General features: G+C 68.3%; 18 protein-coding genes. 9 read left to right on the top strand and 9 right to left on the bottom strand.

Annotated elements, in window-relative coordinates; translation table 11 throughout:
• The first annotated feature begins 156 nt into the window (after nt 1-156).
• The 3 genes from ABD134_RS09405 to ABD134_RS09395 all read left to right on the top strand — a co-directional run bounded on the left by ABD134_RS09405 (nt 157) and on the right by ABD134_RS09395 (nt 1,980).
• Nucleotides 157-804 (top strand): flavodoxin family protein, encoded by a 648-nt coding sequence (locus ABD134_RS09405; protein ID WP_344228895.1) that lies wholly within the window; start codon nt 157-159, stop codon nt 802-804.
• A gap of 133 nt (nt 805-937) precedes the next feature.
• Nucleotides 938-1,645: an AzlC family ABC transporter permease gene (locus tag ABD134_RS09400; protein WP_344228893.1), complete on the top strand. Its 708-nt coding sequence runs from the start codon at nt 938-940 to the stop codon at nt 1,643-1,645.
• Between the two features lie 2 nt (nt 1,646-1,647).
• On the top strand, nt 1,648-1,980 hold the full coding sequence (locus tag ABD134_RS09395) for an AzlD domain-containing protein (protein ID WP_344228891.1): 333 nt from the start codon (nt 1,648-1,650) through the stop codon (nt 1,978-1,980).
• Here the strand turns inward: ABD134_RS09395 and ABD134_RS09390 are convergent.
• The 3 genes from ABD134_RS09390 to ABD134_RS09380 all read right to left on the bottom strand — a co-directional run bounded on the left by ABD134_RS09390 (nt 1,967) and on the right by ABD134_RS09380 (nt 3,871).
• Nucleotides 1,967-2,557 (bottom strand): dihydrofolate reductase family protein, encoded by a 591-nt coding sequence (locus tag ABD134_RS09390; RefSeq protein WP_344228890.1) that lies wholly within the window; start codon nt 2,555-2,557, stop codon nt 1,967-1,969. The genes ABD134_RS09395 and ABD134_RS09390 overlap by 14 nt on opposite strands.
• A 4-nt stretch (nt 2,558-2,561) precedes the next feature.
• Nucleotides 2,562-3,134, bottom strand: a complete 573-nt coding sequence (locus tag ABD134_RS09385) for a dihydrofolate reductase family protein (RefSeq protein ID WP_344228888.1) — start codon at nt 3,132-3,134, stop codon at nt 2,562-2,564.
• A gap of 89 nt (nt 3,135-3,223) precedes the next feature.
• Nucleotides 3,224-3,871, bottom strand: coding sequence for a TetR/AcrR family transcriptional regulator (locus ABD134_RS09380; RefSeq protein ID WP_344228886.1), 648 nt, complete (start codon nt 3,869-3,871; stop codon nt 3,224-3,226).
• A gap of 43 nt (nt 3,872-3,914) precedes the next feature.
• On the opposite strand from ABD134_RS09380, the gene ABD134_RS09375 reads away from it, so the two are divergent.
• Nucleotides 3,915-4,943, top strand: coding sequence for an alpha/beta fold hydrolase (locus ABD134_RS09375; RefSeq protein WP_344228884.1), 1,029 nt, complete (start codon nt 3,915-3,917; stop codon nt 4,941-4,943).
• Here the strand turns inward: ABD134_RS09375 and ABD134_RS09370 are convergent.
• Together ABD134_RS09370 and ABD134_RS09365 are read right to left on the bottom strand one after the other, a co-directional pair.
• Nucleotides 4,931-5,593, bottom strand: a complete 663-nt coding sequence (locus tag ABD134_RS09370; RefSeq protein ID WP_344228880.1) for a phosphoribosyltransferase — start codon at nt 5,591-5,593, stop codon at nt 4,931-4,933. The genes ABD134_RS09375 and ABD134_RS09370 overlap by 13 nt on opposite strands.
• A 15-nt stretch (nt 5,594-5,608) precedes the next feature.
• The gene (locus ABD134_RS09365) at nt 5,609-6,052 is read right to left on the bottom strand and encodes a YciI family protein (RefSeq protein WP_344228878.1); all 444 of its coding nucleotides are present in this window, start codon (nt 6,050-6,052) and stop codon (nt 5,609-5,611) included.
• 199 nt (nt 6,053-6,251) lie between these two features.
• Between ABD134_RS09365 and ABD134_RS09360 the strand changes: the two genes are divergently transcribed.
• On the top strand, nt 6,252-6,971 hold the full coding sequence (locus ABD134_RS09360) for a VOC family protein (RefSeq protein ID WP_344228876.1): 720 nt from the start codon (nt 6,252-6,254) through the stop codon (nt 6,969-6,971).
• Between the two features lie 5 nt (nt 6,972-6,976).
• Here the strand turns inward: ABD134_RS09360 and ABD134_RS09355 are convergent, their stop codons facing one another.
• Nucleotides 6,977-7,687, bottom strand: a complete 711-nt coding sequence (locus ABD134_RS09355; protein ID WP_344228874.1) for a DUF899 family protein — start codon at nt 7,685-7,687, stop codon at nt 6,977-6,979.
• Nucleotides 7,688-7,881: 194 nt separating this feature from the next.
• On the opposite strand from ABD134_RS09355, the gene ABD134_RS09350 reads away from it, so the two are divergent.
• The 3 genes from ABD134_RS09350 to ABD134_RS09340 all read left to right on the top strand — a co-directional run bounded on the left by ABD134_RS09350 (nt 7,882) and on the right by ABD134_RS09340 (nt 9,852).
• Entirely contained in the window at nt 7,882-8,376 is a 495-nt protein-coding gene (locus ABD134_RS09350; RefSeq protein WP_344228872.1) for a hypothetical protein, read from the top strand.
• A 37-nt stretch (nt 8,377-8,413) separates the two neighbouring features.
• Nucleotides 8,414-8,950, top strand: coding sequence for a PadR family transcriptional regulator (locus tag ABD134_RS09345; protein WP_344228871.1), 537 nt, complete (start codon nt 8,414-8,416; stop codon nt 8,948-8,950).
• Between the two features lie 158 nt (nt 8,951-9,108).
• The gene (locus tag ABD134_RS09340; RefSeq protein WP_344228869.1) at nt 9,109-9,852 is read left to right on the top strand and encodes a GTP pyrophosphokinase; all 744 of its coding nucleotides are present in this window, start codon (nt 9,109-9,111) and stop codon (nt 9,850-9,852) included.
• 101 nt (nt 9,853-9,953) lie between these two features.
• Here ABD134_RS09340 and ABD134_RS09335 read toward each other — a convergent pair whose 3' ends face one another.
• The gene (locus ABD134_RS09335) at nt 9,954-11,408 is read right to left on the bottom strand and encodes a benzaldehyde dehydrogenase (RefSeq protein WP_344228867.1); all 1,455 of its coding nucleotides are present in this window, start codon (nt 11,406-11,408) and stop codon (nt 9,954-9,956) included.
• A gap of 153 nt (nt 11,409-11,561) precedes the next feature.
• On the opposite strand from ABD134_RS09335, the gene ABD134_RS09330 reads away from it, so the two are divergent.
• Entirely contained in the window at nt 11,562-11,999 is a 438-nt protein-coding gene (locus tag ABD134_RS09330; RefSeq protein WP_344228865.1) for a PIN domain-containing protein, read from the top strand.
• 3 nt (nt 12,000-12,002) lie between these two features.
• On the opposite strand, the gene ABD134_RS09325 is transcribed toward ABD134_RS09330, so the two are convergent.
• Together ABD134_RS09325 and ABD134_RS09320 are read right to left on the bottom strand one after the other, a co-directional pair.
• Nucleotides 12,003-12,536, bottom strand: a complete 534-nt coding sequence (locus ABD134_RS09325; RefSeq protein ID WP_344228863.1) for a TetR/AcrR family transcriptional regulator — start codon at nt 12,534-12,536, stop codon at nt 12,003-12,005.
• Nucleotides 12,523-13,677: MFS transporter (locus tag ABD134_RS09320; RefSeq protein WP_344228861.1), on the bottom strand; the 1,155-nt coding region annotated here is incomplete at its 5' end. The genes ABD134_RS09325 and ABD134_RS09320, both read right to left, overlap by 14 nt.

The following is a 13,677-nucleotide window of genomic DNA, read 5'->3' as shown; positions in this document are numbered from 1 at the left end:
TAGAGTCCTGGAAGGCACCGGCAGGGTCCCGCCGGGCAGTGCCTCGGGCGCGGGAGGGGCTGGACTCAACGCTTCATGACGTGAAGGGTACCGGAGCACCGGCTGGATGTCACTCGGCTCTGGCCAGGAGCCGGCGGTGGTGGCCATTCTGGAACCATGACTGCTTCAACTGCCGGCACCGACTCCACCTCCGCCCAGGGCCTGACGGCCCTGGCCCTGGTCTGCACGCTGACCCCGTCCCCGAAGCCCTCCAGCAGCGAGCTGATGGCCGGGCATGTCCTGGACGAGCTGGAGAAGAACGGAGTGGCCACCTCCTCCGTCCGGGTGGTGGACCACGACGTGAAACCGGGAGTCCAGGTGGACATGGGTCCCGGCGACGCCTGGCCCGCCCTGCATCAACAGGTCCTGGACGCGGACATCCTCGTACTCGCCACCCCCATCTGGATGGGCCACCCGTGCAGCATCGCCCAACGGGTGATCGAACGGCTCGACGCGGACCTGTCCGAGACCGATGACCAGGGCCGGCCGATCATGTACGACAAGACGGCAATCGTGGCTGTGGTCGGCAACGAGGACGGCGCCCACAAGACGATCGCCGACATGACCCAGGCCCTCAGCGACATCGGATTCAGCATCCCCGCCCAGGCCGGGACCTACTGGGTCGGTGAGGCCATGCAGACGGTCGACTACCAGGACCTCGATCAGGTGCCCGAGAACGTCGCCTCCACCACAGCCGGGGCAGCGCGCAATGCGGCCCACCTGGCGCGGCTGCTGCGAGCGGAGCCGTACCCGGAGGGATCCTAGCCGGCCCCGGCGGAGTACTCCCTCCGGTCCTCGAGCTGACCGTCAGCCACTCCTCGCCTGGTCATCACCCGGCTGGAGGTTTCCGCGCGCAGTGTGTCATCGGGGCACGCTCGGACGAGGGATCATAGAGGGCATGAGCAGTGGGGTGGCCAGCCGGCCGGTGAACCGGCGTGCGGAGATTGCCTTCGGCATCAGATTGTCCCTCCCGGCAGGGCTGGGCATGTTTCCGATCGGCATCGCCTTCGGACTGCTGGTGATCCAGTACGGGCTGCCCTGGTGGATGGCCCCGGCGCTGTCCATCGCCGTCTTCGCCGGGTCGGTGGAACTGCTGCTGATCGGACTCATCGCGGCGGCCACTCCCCTGGCCACCATCGCGCTGACCACGTTGCTGGTGAACTTCCGCCACGTGTTCTACGCGTTCACGTTCCCGCTGCACGTGGTGAAGAATCCCCTGGCGCGGGCATACTCCGTCTATGCACTGATCGACGAGGCCTACGCCATCACCGCCGTGAACCCCCGGGGCTGGAACAGCTGGCGGCTGCTCGCCACCCAGATCGCCTTCCAGGTCTACTGGGTTAGCGGCGGCTTGGTCGGGGTTCTGTTCGCCTCGGTGCTCCCCGGGCCGGTCGAGGGGCTGGAGTTCGCCCTGTGCGCCCTGTTCGTCACTCTGACCTTGGATGCCTGCCGCTCCCGGAAGGAGATCCCCTCCCTGGCGATGGCCCTGGCCTGCTTCGGTGGGGCCCTGCTGCTCGTCCCGGACTCAGCCCTGTTCGTGGGGATGCTGTTGTTCGTGGCCGCCCTGACCGTCCGGTTCCTGCTCGCACGCAAGGGGGGCCGCTGACCATGGTTGAGCTCGATCCCTGGTATGTGGCCGGAGCCCTGGGCATCGCCTTCGCTATCACACTGTCCCTGCGGGCCCTGCCGTTCGCCGTCCTGAAACCCCTGCGGAAGTCCCGGCTCATCATGGCGATGGGCCTGTGGATGCCGGTGGGGATCCTCGGCATCCTGGCCGCCTCCACCTTCGTCAGTACGGCCAGCGTGGACTGGGCCACCGCGGCCAAGGCGGTCGTGGCGGTGGCGGTCACGGTGGCGGTGCACTTGCTGTGGGGTCGGCGGACCCTGCTCAGCATCGGCCTGGGAACGCTGACGTTCGTGGCGCTGGTCAACCTGCTGTAGTCCACGAGGTCTGTGCCGGTCCGACCACTCGATGCCGCACTGCCACGGCCCCACCGTCGAAACGCCGCTCGTCCAGTAGCTCCAGGTCTATCCGCAGACCTGCCGGATACACGGGCAGCCCGCCGCCGATGACGATCGGCAGCAGGACCTGGTCGACCACGTCGACCAGTCCGGCGCGCAGGGCGTGGGCGGCCAGCGTGGGCCCTGCGATCATCAGGTCTCCGGGCGTGGAGTCCTTCAGGGCCCGGACCGCCTCCGGGTCGAAGGCCTTCGCCAGGCGCGTCCTCCGGGTGACGGGCTCCTCCAGCGTCGAGGAGTAGACGATCTTGTCCGCGTCGATCCACCGCTCGGCGAACTCGGAGTACAGCCGGTTGGCTGCGGCAAAGTCGGGATCAGTCTCCCAGACGGTCATCAGGTCGTAGGTCAGCCGGCCGTAGAGGTGGAGATCCACCCCCAGCAGTTGGTCGTTGGCGTACTGGTGGACCTCCTCGTCCGGCTCGGCCCAGGAGAAGTCCCCGGACGGGTCGGCGATGAACCCGTCCAGGGAACCGATGGAGAAGTAGCCCAGCTGTCCCATAGCCTCAGTCCTCCTGCTCGGAGCCAAGCCCGGCGAGCGGCTCGAAGGCCGCATAGATCACACCGCTGGCAAAGGCCTTCGTCTCGGTGCGCCGTAGTTGCGGCACGGAGTATCCGTCCGGGAAGAACCCACGGCCCCGGCCCTGCCAGGCGGGATAGGTGAACATCCGGTAGAGGTCCACCAGGCCAGCCCGGATGAGGGCGTGGCACAGCTGGATGCTGCCCGTGATGATGACGTCCCGGCCCGGTGCGGCCCGCAGCTCGAGCACAGCTTCCTGCGGGTCACCGGAGATCACGGTGGTGTTCTGCCATCCCGGATCGGTCAGGGTCGAGGAGATGACCCGCTTGTCCGCCCGGTCGAGACTCTCGGCGACACCGGTGGTGTCCCCGGTCTGGAGCGGCCAGTAGCCGCGGAAGTCCTCGAAGGTCTGACGGCCCAGGAGCAGAACGTCCTCACGCTCGGTCTGCCGCATCAACTCCGCGGCCAGGTCCTCGTCCTGGTTGGACGGGTCGAACCAGTCGTCCAGCATCTCGACCCGGCCGTCCAGGGTGGTGTTCTGCGTGATGACGATCCGCATGGGTTCTCCCGGTTCGGTTGGTCCTCCCACACTAGGGGCGAGGCCTACCCTGCGCGTCTCCGATCCTGCCGGATTCCCCGCTCGCCAAGTCAGTCCGCGTGGACTGCGCGGTCCACAGCGTCCCGGATCAGGGCACCGGCCTCGTCCGCGCCCAGTGCACCGGCCAACACCCGGGTATTCAGTCCCTCAGACAGTGAGACCAGAGCCAGGGCGGTGGACTGCACCTTCGCTGCCTTCGGTGCCACCTCCACCCTGTGGGTCAGTTGTTCATCACCCCGCGCTCCCTGCGCCTCCTGCGTTTCTCGGGCTGCGGCAAGCAGTGCGACCGTAGCCTCCACCCGGCCGCGCATGGCCTCGACCACCACTGCGGCGATGCCCGGATGGGACACGGACTTGGCGAGATAGGTGGCCCACACCGAGGAGCCCACCCGTAGTCCCTCGGTGAGCGGGAGAGGGGCGCAGAGGAAGTCCGCCAGCTCGTCGCGGGCCGGCCCGGGCTCCCGGGGGGAGGGATCCGGACCGTGGTGCTGCTCGGCCGCGGACACCATCGCGCGGCAACCGAACACCACCAGCTCATCCTTGCTCGTGAAGTAGTGCTGCACCCGGCCGATGGACACACCGGCCGCCTTCGCCACCGCACGGAAGGACACCCCGTCGATCCCGTGTTCGTGGATGACCTGCCACAGGGCCAAGGCGATCTCCCCGCGGCGCTGCTCATGGTCGACGATCTTCGGCATGCCGCCACTTTACAGTACGGACAACTTGCATCACCATTGCAGTATGAACATATTGGTAAACCATCGGCCCCGGCGCCCCAGTCGCGGGCGCCGGATCCTCCGGTGGCTCGGCATCGGCCTGCTCGTGGTCTTGGTGGGGACCGGGCTGGTCGCCACCTGGAACTTCTTCGCCGGCCCTTCCGGCGTCGGCCACTTCCGCAGCACCGAGGGCCGCAGCGACTACCTGTCGGCCTACCGGGACTCCATGGATCGGTTGCCCGAGCCCACAGATGCCCATGACGTCCGCACCAGCCACGGCACGGTCCGCGTCTACGAGTGGACCACGGACCAGAACCGCACTGAGACCCCGATCCTGCTGGTTCCCGGCCGGGCTTCCGGCGTGCCCATGTGGATGGACAACCTCGAGAACCTCGTGGGTGAACGCCGGGTGCTGGCCTTCGACGCCCTCGGTGACTCTGGCCTGTCCGAGCAGGCGGTCCCCTTCGAGGAGTTCGCGGACCAGGCTCGCCCGGTCGACGACGTGGTGTCCGCACTCGCCCCGGAGGGCGTCCACCTGGTGGGCCATTCGTTCGGCGGCGCCGTGGCTTCGGCCTATGCGCACCAGTACCCGGACCGCACCGTCACGCTCACGCTCCTCGACCCGGTCTTCACGCTGGCCAACCCATCTCCGGAGATGCTGTGGTGGAGCGTGGTCGCCTCACTGCCGGGCCTGCCGGAGGCCTGGCGGGAGACCGCCCTGGAGCGGATCGGCGGCACGGAGATCGACTCGGAGGAGGATCGCGACGAGCCGATGACCCGCATGATCACGGCAGCCACCGCCCACTATCAGGCGGCTCTCCCGCAGCCCGCACCCCTGACCGATGACGAGCTGGAACGGCTCAGTATGCCGGTCTACGTGGCCCTGGCCTCCCGCGATTCCCTGGCCGGTGGCCCGGGCGCGGTGGAGCGGGCCGAGTCACTGCCTGACTCCACGGTGAAGATCTGGCCGGACACCACCCATTCACTGCCCATGCAGGCGGCGGGGGAGCTCGAACCGGAACTGTTGAGGTTCTTCGAGGATCAGGACCGCTGAAGGATCGCCACCACGTCCTCATCCTCCACGGCGGCGAAGTCCGCATAGTGCCCGCCGACGGACCGGAAGAACCGGGGTGTGGCCACCACGACCACCTCGTCGGCTTCACCGCCCTCCCGGATCCGGTTGACGGTGTCCCGGGCGGCCACCGGCACGGCCAGCACCACGTGGGCGGCGCCGAAGTGGCGAGCCACGGTGCAGGCCACCCGGGCCGTGGCACCGGTGGCCATGCCGTCATCCACGATCACGGCCGAGGCGCCGCGGAGGTCCAGCGGCGCCCGGCCCGCCCGGAACAACGCCCCGCGGCGCTGCAGGGTCTCCTGTTCGCGCCGTTCCACTTCGGCGATCTGGTCCTCCGTAACGGCGAAGTGCCGCACGATCGAGGCGTCTAACACCCGGATGCCCTGCTCGCCGATGGCTCCCATCGCGAGTTCCGGGTGGGCGGGCACGCCAAGCTTGCGCACCATGATGACGTCCAGGGGCGCTCGCAGTTCCCGGGCGACCACCTCGGCCACCGGTACGCCGCCGCGCGGAAGACCCAGGACCACCAGAGGCCCGACGTCGGCCCCCGCCTCGCCCGCCCACCCGCGGGAGGCTAGGTGGTCGGCCAGCTGCCGGCCGGCGTCGTACCGATCCGTGAATTCCGCCATGGGTCTCCCTAGGGCCTACGGGTTCCCGCCGGCCGCTCGGTTCACCTCTTCGCGCCAGCCCGCCTCTTTCTGGAGGTACTCGTTGTCCGCGAAGTCGGTGAAGTCTTCCTCCGTCTGCACGCGCCGGACCTCCAGTTTGGATCCCGGTCCCAGTGGGCACTTGCTGGCCCACATCACCGCGTCTTCCCGTGTGGGGACCTCGAGCATCCAGAACCCGTTGAACAAGGCCTCGGTCTCGCCGTAGGGGGCGTCCGAGACGGTCGGCGGGTCCTGGGCGAAGTCGAGAACGAAGTTCGCCCGGTCCTCCGGGTAGGCCAGTCCCTCGCCGCCCACCATCACTCCGGCTCCCATGAGTTCCTCGTTGTAGGCGCCCATCTTGTTGAGCATCTCCTCCATCGGAATGCTCTTGGAGGCCTCCACCGCGGCGTCGGTGGCCCGCATGATCAGCATGTATTTCATCGTGCTCAATCCTCTGATCCGGGCGGCATGGTGCACGTGATGATGCACTTCGGACGTGCACGCCCGTGCCGAGGTTAAGCCCCGCCCGGCCCGCGGCTCCAGAGTTCGCCGCCCGCCGCCCGCCGCTCCACCGTGAGCCGGCTCCTGCCCTGGCGTCAGCCCCTTGCCGTGCCGGTGACGGCCTTGGTACACCGGGGGGATGCGCCTGGAGAACCTGAACTTCGATGCCCGTGATCCGCGCCGGCTGGCGGGATTCTGGGCGGCCGCCCTGGGAGCGGAGCCCCTCACGGACGAGGAGGCCGGGGTGGAGGTCCGGTTGCCCCTGCCGGGGGGCCGCTTCCTCGACCTGTGCTTCGAGCGCGTCACGGACCCCTCGCCGGCGAAATCCCGGCTGCACGCGGATCTGACCGGCGGGGACCGAGGGCAACAACAGGATGTCGTCGAGCGACTGCTTGGCCTGGGCGCCACGCCGGCGGACATCGGCCAGGGCGACGTCCCCTGGGTGGTCCTGGCGGATCCGGAGGGCAACGTCTTCTGCGTCATGGATGAGCGGCCGGCGTACCGCGGCGGCGGCCCCATCGCCGCCCTGGCCCTGGAGAGTGCCGATCCCGAGCGGGACGCCGGCTTCTGGGCGGTGGCCACTGAATGGGTCCGAGTGGAGGGGGAGGCACCGGCCACCCTGCGCCATCCCTCCGGCACCGGTCCCGTCCTGGAGTTCCTCTGTGAATCCGGTCCGAAGCGCGGGAAGAACCGGCTCCACGTGGATGTCCGCCCCGGGCCCGACGAGAGCGCCGCCACCGACCGGATTCAGGCGGCGGGAGCGCGGATGCTCATCGACAACCCGCAGTGGCCGTGGTCGACGTGGGCCGACCCGTCCGGCAACGAGTTCTGCCTGCTCGTGCCGGAGCGGTCGCAGTAGATTCGTCACTCCACCCCGTACCAGCTAACCACGTCCTGGGGCTCGGGCCAGCCGTGGCATGCCTCCCCGCCCGGCCAGCCTTCAGGGGACTGCTGCCAGGACTCTTGGCGGCCGTAGGGCAGGACGTCCATCAGCCCGAAGACATGGGACACCGTCTCGAGTCCGCGGCCGTCGGTGTGCCAGGTCCGGTAGACGTCCTCGCCGTCACGCAGAAACACGTTGAAGGCGTATCCGGCATGCGGTGGGGCGCCAACATCGGCCCCGAAGGTACTGCCGGCCGTGGAGTACCAGCTCATCCGGTTCCCGACGCGACTGCGGTAGGCCAGGGCCTCGTCGATGGTCCCCTGGGTGACGACCACGAAGCGCGCGTCGTAGTTCTCCAGGAACTCGAGGCGGGGGAACTGTGAGGAGAAGAAGGTGCAGCCGCCGCACTGGTACTCGGCGCCATCGTGCCACATGTGGCTGTAGACGATCAGCTGATGCTTGCCCCCGAAGAGGTCCACGAACCGGATCGGTCCGAAGGCCCCCTCCAGCGTGTAGTCGGGAATCTTCACCATCGGCAGTTGGCGTCGTTGCGCGGCGATGGCGTCCAGTTCGCGAGTGGCGGCCTTCTCGCGCTGGCGCAGCGCGTCGAGCTCGGCCTGCCAGGTCGGCAGGTCCACCACGCGGGGGGTGGCCGGGGCCGGATCATAGTGGGAGAGGTCGGTGGTGGTCATCGCAATCCCCTTCAGTGGGACAGACCGGTGGGCGCAGGTTCTCGCTGCGTGGCTCCACAGTAGGCCTGCACAGGGAGCCACGTCCCCTCCGAACGTGCGCACTCCGTCAACGAGTGCAGGGAACATGACATATTGACCTGTCACAGTGAACGGTGGGATTCTTGGCGCATCAGATCCCCTGATCGGAGGACGCCATGTGGCACCTCGTCTTCATCTCCGTCCACGCAGTTTTCGCCGTCGCCGCCTTCGTGGCCGGCCTCGCCATGCTTCTTGCTCCCCCCGGACCGCGCTCCTGGGGACGTCCCTCGCCGCTCATCCACGCCACCGGCGTCACCGTGATGAGTGCGACTCTGCCCTTCAGTCTCGCCGTCGGTTGGTCGGACGTCGGCGCCGCGGCCCGTCCGGTCTTCATCGGTCTGTTCGCTCTGTCTCTCTACATGGTCTGGCGAGCGCTCCAGGCCGGGCATGCCTGGCGGAGGTCTGATCGGGGCCGATTGATCGACCATGTCGGCTTCAACCTCATCGCACTCGCCACGGGGTTCCTCGCCGTCGTGGTTCTTCGGGCCGGGGCAGGTGTGGTCGGCATCCTGGCGGTCGCCATCGGCGTCCCCATCCTCGGACACTGGGCGATCCACCGCCTCAAAGCGAGGGCGGCACGCTCGGCCTCACTGGCTCCCGTGGAACAATGACCTTTCGGCACCGCGGAAACCCCGGAACGGAGATGAGATGGCCGACCAGCCAAGGGTGAGCGCCACGGCGGGCACCTTGCTAGGCCTGCTGACCGAGCGCCCCATGACAGGCTGGGAACTGGTCGCGCAGGCGAAGGACCGCGTGGGCAATTTCTGGACCATCCAGCGCAGTCAGGCCTACCGGGAACTCGGCCAGCTAGAGAAGGCCGGGCTGGTGATCGCCCTGCCCCAGCAGGAACGGCGCAAACGTCCCTATGAGATCACCGACGCCGGCCAGGCCGCCTATCTCGACTGGGTCCGGCAGGTGCCGGGAGACGAGAGCGTTCGTATCCCGTTCCTGCTCACGGTGTCCTTCGCGGATGATGTCCCGTCCGAACGCTTCGACGCTCTCCTGGAAGAGCAACGGCGGCGCCACCGGGAGCGGCTGGAGACCTACGAGGGGCACTGGGCCACGCTTCAAGGAACGGCTCGCAGGGATGCCCGGCTGGCCACCCTCGCCCTGGGCATCGGCTATGAACGCGCCGCACTCGACTGGCTCGATCAGTTGCCCACCTACTTGGGCCGGGACCGCTGACCCGGTGGACCAGTAACGTCACGGCGGACAAGGAGACGAGGATTCCGTGCAACGCGTGACCAGAGCCTGTGGGTCGAAAACCCCTCCGCCAGGCTCGACTCAGCCAGTGCCCAGCCTCGCCCCGGCGTCCTGACAGGCCACGGAGCGACAATGACCCCATGGACGATTCCCCCCGACGACCGCCGCACACCTCCGATCTCGAACGGCGCGGGCCGGGCGGACCGGAGACTGGGTTGGACCTGGCCACCTTGCCCCCGGACCTCGCGGAGCGCCTCTCGGCCATCGGCGGCGAGTTCCAGCAGCTGACCCTCGAATACGACTTCGCCATGCGCGAGGTGGAGACGAAGCTGCGGATCCTGCAGGACGAATTCCTGCACTTGCATGACTACAACCCGATCGAGCACCTCGCCACCCGCATGAAGTCCCTGGACTCACTGGTCGCCAAGGCCAGACGCCGCGGACTGCCACTGGACCTGAACGTGTGGCGGCAGGAGATCACGGACATCGCCGGGACCCGGGTCACCTGCAGTTTCCGGAGGGACGTCTACCGGCTCTTCGAGTTGTTCACGGACCGACCGGACGTGGAGGTGGTGCAGGTGAAGGATTACATCGCCCATCCGAAGACCAACGGATACACATCCTTGCACGCCACGGTCCGCGTCCCGGTGTACCTCTCCACCGGGATGGTCCGCATCCCGGTGGAGATCCAGTTCCGGACCATCGCCATGGACTTCTGGGCGGCACTGGACCACAAGATCAAGTACAAGTACGACGGCGAGGTGCCGGCCGACGTCGCGGGCGAACTGAAGGAGGCGACCCAGTCCGCCCTGGACCTCGACCGGCGGATGGAACGCCTGCACGACCGCGTTCACGGTGACGGCGGCCCCACACTGCTCGTCTGAGGCCGCAGTCCGCCGCGACGCAGGTCAACCGCGGGCCTGCCCAGTTTTGCGGGCAGAGAATAGTACTATTCTCTGCCCGCAAAACGAGGGGTGGCTGAGGTTCAGAAGGGGTAGGGGGCGATGTCCGGGCGCATCGTCACCCACTGCACCTCGGTGAAGGCCTCGATGTTCGCGGTGTAGCCGCCGAACCGGGCGCCGGTGCCGGAGGCCTTGACCCCGCCCATGGGGGCGTTGGACTCGTCAGCCACGGTCTGCTCGTTGATGTGGACCTTGCCGGCGTCCACGAGGTCGGCCAGCTTCATCGCCTCGCCCACGTCACCGAGGATGCCGAGCGAGAGGCCGTACTCGTTGGCGTTGATGATCTCCGCAGCCTCCTCCACCGTGGTGAAGGACATCACCGGGGCCACCGGCCCGAAGATCTCCTCGGCCCAGGCCGGATTGTCCCTGTCGATCGCGGAGATCACCGTGGGTGCGTAGAACAGGTTCTCGTAGGTGCCCCCGGCCTCGATGGTCGCTCCGGCATCCTTCGCGCCACGGACGATCCGGTCGACGTTGTCCCGCTGCTTCTCGTCGATGATCGGGCCTAGGGCCACCTGGCCGGTGGGGTCACCCACGGGCAGATTCTCAGCCTTCTGGCGCAATGCGGCGATGTACTCGTCCTTGATCGACTCGTGGACGAGGTGCCGGCCGCTGGTCATGCAGACCTGTCCCTGGTGCATGAAGGCCCCGAACGCCCCGGCCGAGGCCGCCGCCGCCACATCGGCCCCCGGCAACACCACGAGGGCGTTGTTGCCACCCAGTTCCAGGTGGGCCCGCTTGAGGTTACGCCCGCAGGCCTCCCCGACCTTCCGACCGGCCGCCGTCGAGCCGGTGAAGGACACGATCCGCACCTCCGGCGCCTCGGACAGCGCGGCCCCGGTCTCCGCCCCACCGGGCAGCAGCTGCAGCACGCCGGCCGGCAGCCCGGCCTCTTCGAAGGCCCGCATGATCATCACCCCGCCGGAGACTGGGGTCCGGGGATCCGGCTTCAAGATCACCGCGTTGCCCAGCGCCAGGGCCGGGGCCACCGAACGGATTGAGAGAATCAGCGGGAAGTTGAACGGTGAGATCACCGCGACGACGCCGGCCGGTACCCGGCGAGCAAAGGACCAGTGGGGCTCATTCGAGGTGAGCACCTCCCCGGCCGGGTGGTGCGGCAGTGCGGCGGAGTCGAAACACTCGTTGGCAGCCACGTGGGTCTCCATCGCCGCCTTGCCGGCAATGGCCCCGGTCTCCCGCTGGATCCACGTGTGCAGCTCATCCACGTGGTCCTCGAAGACCTGACCGGCCCGGCGCAGCACGGCCGCACGCTCCTCGGGTCGCTTTGCCGCCCACAGTTTCTGAGCCTTCGCGGCCCGGGTGGCCGCCGCGAACACGTCGTCGGACGAGGCCATGCCGGCCTGTCCCAGCACCTCGCCGGTGGCCGGCTCCAGGACGTCCACGGTCCCGGCCGAGCCCTGCGTCCAGCCCTCGGTATAGACCTTGCCGCCCCACACTGACGGATCCAGAAAACTCATGACACTCCCTTGTTCATCTGTTCAACGGTTCGTGGCGCTGGGCGCCCGGTGCACAGCCGGCCGGCCCCTGGAGGACCGGGATGGCGCTCTGGCCCCGAGCTTACCCACGGCGGCAACTGGAACCCACTCGCCCGCCACGAGAGAATCGGCTCCATGGAACGTGCCGAGCCGACCACCTCCCAGCCACCCGCCCTCGTGGTCGATGCCGCCAACGTGGTCGGCTCCCGCCCGGACGGCTGGTGGGCTGATCGGAAGGGCGCCACGCTCGCGCTGCGCAACCACCTCGCAGTCCTGGCGCGTGAGGGTCTGGCATGGCCCGACGCCGGCCCGGACAGCTTGCGCGTACGTCCCCGCATCGTCCTGGTCGCCGAGGGACAGGCCCGCGGCGTCGACTCCGCCGACGGCGTAGAGGTGATGGACGCGGCGGGCGAGGGGGACGACGAGATCGTGGACACCGTCCTGCGACTCCTGGCCGAAGACCCGGCCCGGCCCGTGGTGGTGGCCACCGCCGACCGGGAACTCCGGTTCCGGGTTCAGGCCCTCGGCGCCGCGGTCATGTCGGCGCAGGCCGTCCGCCACCGGTCGCCGTAGCCTTCAGGGAATCCGTGCCAGAACGGATTCGATGAGTGCCGCCCTCACCTTGTCCGGCAGGTGCCGTTCATGGAGGTGGTCGTGCATCCACAGACCATCGGCCATCAATCGCACCAGGTAGGCGGCCTGAGCCTGTTCAGAGTCCGTGGCCGGCTCGGGAGAGGGCAGCCAGGCCTGATCCACCCGTGCCCAGGGGGCGGAGAAGTCGGGGTGGGTCCCGGCGTCCAGGGCCATCAGCAGCTCTGCCCTGGGGGCGTTACTGCCCATCGTGACGACGACCGCGCGCAGTCGGGCCGCTTCGCTGACGTCCTCGGCCGCACCTCCTGCGGCCTCGACGAGTTCTTCCGCCCAGACCTCGGCCATGTGGGTATGGATGCCCAGCAACAGTTCATGCCGCGAGGGGAAGTGGTAGATCAGCCCCGACTTCGAGAGCCCCGAGGCGTCCGCCAGATTCTCGAAGGTGACCGATTCGATCCCCCGTTCTTCGATGAGGCCGACCGCGTCGGCGAGGATCTGCTCGCGTTTACTGGTTCTCACTGATGACTCCCTTCGGATTGCCGCGAAAATTCCATGCGGACAGCAGGGCCATCACGGCGGCGAAGACGGCCATGCCCAGCAGGATGGCCAGGTAGGCCTGATCGTAGGCGACCCCCGCAGCCGCCCCGAGGTCGGGGTGTGCCAATCCCGTCATCGGATCCCCGGGCACTGTTGCCGGCGCGTTCAGCAGGTAGAGCACTGGCAACAGGCTGCCCACGAGGGTCACGGACAGCAGGATGCCGAACTCGAACGAGACCTCCTCGACACCGGCCGCCATGCCGGCTCGATGGGCCGGAGCAGAATCGATGATGGCCGTGGTGGACGCCGAGATGATGGCCCCGGTCCCCGCGCCGATCATCACGAGGCCAGCCATGAACAGGGCGAACTGGTCCTGCCGGCCTCCCCAGAACGCCAAGCCGGCGCCGATCGCCATGGCCACGAATCCGCCGCAGATCAACCCGGCGAATCCCAGGCGATGCAGGAAGGCACCGGAGAGGACGGACATCGGCACGGAGGTGACCGTGATCGTCGCGACGACGAGGCCTGCCTGCAACGGACTGAAGTCCGCGACGAGCTGGAACCGCTGGCTCGTCATCAGCTCCACACCGATCATCACGATCATGGCGCCGGCAGCAGCCATGACTCCACCGGTGAAGATCCGCGACCTGAAGATCTCCCAGACCAGGAGGGGGTCCTCAATTCGGCCTTGACGGCGGGCGAAGGAGATCGCTCCCAGCGCACCGACGATGACCGCTGCAGCGAGCAGCCATCCCTGACGATGCGGGTTCGCCAGCTCCTTGATCATCATGACCAGGCCGGAGAGGGCGAACAGGGCGTACAGCGAGGACACCGCATCCCAGCGCTTGGCTGGATTCGGCCGATTGGCCGGGGCGACCAGGATAGTGGCGATCACCGCGATGACCACGATGGGCACATTGATGAGGAACACCGAGCCCCACCAGAAGAACTCCAGCAGCAATCCACCGATCAGGGGCCCTGCCGCAGCGCCCGCCACGGCGATTGATCCCCACACGCCGATGGCGGTGCTGCGCTCCCTCTCGTTCGTGAACGTGACCCGGATCAGGGCCAGGGTGGAGGGCATCATCACAGCAGCACCGACGCCGAGCAGGGCGCGAGCGGC

It is taken from the genome of Citricoccus alkalitolerans (genome assembly GCF_039528175.1).
Lineage (GTDB): Bacteria > Actinomycetota > Actinomycetes > Actinomycetales > Micrococcaceae > Citricoccus > Citricoccus alkalitolerans.
The sequence above is the reverse complement of the archived record's forward strand: the minus strand, read 5'-3'. Positions and strand labels throughout refer to the sequence as shown.